This window comes from Pseudogracilibacillus sp. SO30301A (genome assembly GCF_037072025.1).
Classification (GTDB): Bacteria; Bacillota; Bacilli; order Bacillales; family Amphibacillaceae; genus Pseudogracilibacillus.
Window position 1 is genome coordinate 1 of record NZ_JAXHDD010000109.1, and the last position, 3,131, is coordinate 3,131.

General features: G+C 49.5%; 1 rRNA gene. It reads left to right on the forward strand.

The window, feature by feature from the left end:
- Positions 1-199: 199 nt before the first annotated feature.
- Positions 200-3,126, forward strand: a 23S ribosomal RNA gene (locus SPD89_RS22505).
- Positions 3,127-3,131 lie beyond the last annotated feature (5 nt).

Sequence of the window (3,131 nt, forward strand, 5' to 3'; positions counted from 1 at the left end):
AAACTCTCAAAAGAAACTTCTGTTAAGAACCGTCACGTCTTGGGACTGCGCATCAATGCTCGTCCCACTGAAAAAGATTTGTGACGAACACAGAAGTCACCACATTCTGTGGAAGTTTGCACCTTGAAAACTAAATAAGAGCAAGATAATCAACGACATCAATTTTTGAATATCAGTATAGATTTTAATTTGTAGGTTTAGTTAAGTGAACAAGGGCGCACGGTGAATGCCTTGGCACTAGGAGCCGATGAAGGACGGGACTAACACCGATATGCTTCGGGGAGTTGTAAGTAAACGTTGATCCGAAGATTTCCGAATGGGGAAACCCGCTATTCGTAATGGAATAGTACATCTACTTGAATACATAGAGTAGATGAGGCACACCCAGGGAACTGAAACATCTTAGTACCTGGAGGAAGAGAAAGCAAAAGCGATTTCCTTAGTAGCGGCGAGCGAAATGGAATTAGCCCAAACCAGTAAGTTTACTTACTGGGGTTGTAGGACACTTCATTAGGAGTTACAAAGAAATATGTTAGATGAATCGATCTGGAAAGATCAGCCAAAGAAGGTAATAGCCCTGTAATCGAAAATGTATTTTCTCTGAAGTGGATCCTGAGTACGGCGGAACACGTGAAATTCCGTCGGAATCCGGGAGGACCATCTCCCAAGGCTAAATACTCCCTAGTGACCGATAGTGAACCAGTACCGTGAGGGAAAGGTGAAAAGTACCCCGAGAGGGGAGTGAAAGAGTACCTGAAACCGTGTGCCTACAAGTAGTCGGAGCACATTTATGTGTGACGGCGTACCTATTGCAGAATGGACCGGCGAGTTACGATTGTATGCAAGGTTAAGTGGATTATTCACGGAGCCGCAGCGAAAGCGAGTCTGAAATGGGCGATATAAGTATACAGTCGTAGACCCGAAACCGTGTGATCTACCCATGTCCAGGGTGAAGGTCAGGTAACACTGACTGGAGGCCCGAACCCACGTATGTTGAAAAATGCGGGGATGAGGTGTGGGTAGGGGTGAAAAGCCAATCGAACACGGAGATAGCTGGTTCTCTCCGAAATAGCTTTTGGGCTAGCCTCAAGATATAGAAGTGTTGGAGGTAGAGCACTGATTGGACTAGGGGCCCTCATCGGGTTACCGAATTCAGTCAAACTCCGAATGCCAATTACTTCATCTTGGGAGTCAGACAGTGGGTGATAAGGTTCATTGTCGAGAGGGAAACAACCCAGACCACCAGTTAAGGTCCCAAAGTATACGCTAAGTGGAAAAGGATGTGAAGTTGCACAGACAACCAGGATGTTGGCTTAGAAGCAGCCACCATTTAAAGAGTGCGTAATAGCTCACTGGTCGAGTGACTTTGCGCCGAAAATGTACCGGGGCTAAGCGTATCACCGAAACTGTGGATTGTTCCGTAGGAACAATGGTAGGAGAGCGTTCTAATGACGTTGAAGCTAGACCGTGAGGACTAGTGGAGTTTTTAGAAGTGAGAATGCCGGTATGAGTAACGAAAAAAGAGTGAGAATCTCTTTCACCGAAAGCCTAAGGTTTCCTGAGGAAGGTTCGTCCTCTCAGGGTTAGTCGGGACCTAAGCCGAGGCCGAAAGGCGTAGGCGATGGACAACAGGTTGATATTCCTGTACCACCTCGTGATCGTTTGAACGATGGGGAGACGCAGGAGGATAGGGAAAGCGCACGGATGGATGTGTGCGCCCAAGCAGTGAGGGAGTTGGATAGGTAAATCCGTCCAACAATCTCAAGCTGTGATGGGGAGGGAAATTTAGTACCGAAGTTCCTCATTTCACACTGCCTAGAAAAACCTCTAGTGAGATCACAGGTGCCCGTACCCGAAACCGACACAGGTAGGCGCGGAGAGAATCCGAAGGTGAGCGGGAGAACTCTCGTTAAGGAACTCGGCAAAATGACCCCGTAACTTCGGGAGAAGGGGTGCTTCTTGTATGAGAAGCCGCAGTGAACAGGCCCAAGCGACTGTTTAGCAAAAACATAGGTCTCTGCGAAGCCGCAAGGCGAAGTATAGGGGCTGACACCTGCCCGGTGCTGGAAGGTTAAGGGGATGTGTTAGTACGTAAGTGCGAAGCATTGAACCGAAGCCCCAGTAAACGGCGGCCGTAACTATAACGGTCCTAAGGTAGCGAAATTCCTTGTCGGGTAAGTTCCGACCCGCACGAAAGGTGCAACGACTTGGGCACTGTCTCAACGAGAGACCCGGTGAAATTATACTATGCGTGAAGATGCGCATTACCCGCGACAGGACGGAAAGACCCCGTGGAGCTTTACTGTAATCTGATATGGAATGTTTGTGCAGCTTGTACAGGATAGGTGGGAGCCTGAGAAACGTGAGCGCTAGCTTACGTGGAGGCACCGGTGGGATACCACTCTGGCTGTATGAACATTCTAACCCAGGACCGTGATCCGGTTCGGAGACAGTGTCAGAATGGCAGTTTGACTGGGGCGGTCGCCTCCCAAAAGGTAACGGAGGCGCTCAAAGGTTCCCTCAGAATGGTTGGAAATCATTCTTCGAGTGTAAAGGCAGAAGGGAGCTTGACTGCGAGACCAACAAGTCGAGCAGGGACGAAAGTCGGACTTAGTGATCCGGTGGTTCCGCATGGAAGGGCCATCGCTCAACGGATAAAAGCTACCCCGGGGATAACAGGCTTATCTCCCCCAAGAGTTCACATCGACGGGGAGGTTTGGCACCTCGATGTCGGCTCATCGCATCCTGGGGCTGTAGTCGGTCCCAAGGGTTGGGCTGTTCGCCCATTAAAGCGGTACGCGAGCTGGGTTCAGAACGTCGTGAGACAGTTCGGTCCCTATCCGTCGTGGGCGTTGGAAGTTTGAGAGGAGCTGTCCTTAGTACGAGAGGACCGGGATGGACACACCACTGGTGTACCAGTTGTTCCGCCAGGAGCATAGCTGGGTAGCTACGTGTGGCAAGGATAAGTGCTGAAAGCATCTAAGCACGAAACCCGCCTCAAGATGAGACTTCCCATCATGTTAAATGAGTAAGATCCCTTACGAGACGATAAGGTTGATAGGTTCGAGGTAGAAGCGTAGTGATACGTGAAGCTGACGAATACTAATAGATCGAGGACTTAACTAAGTTTA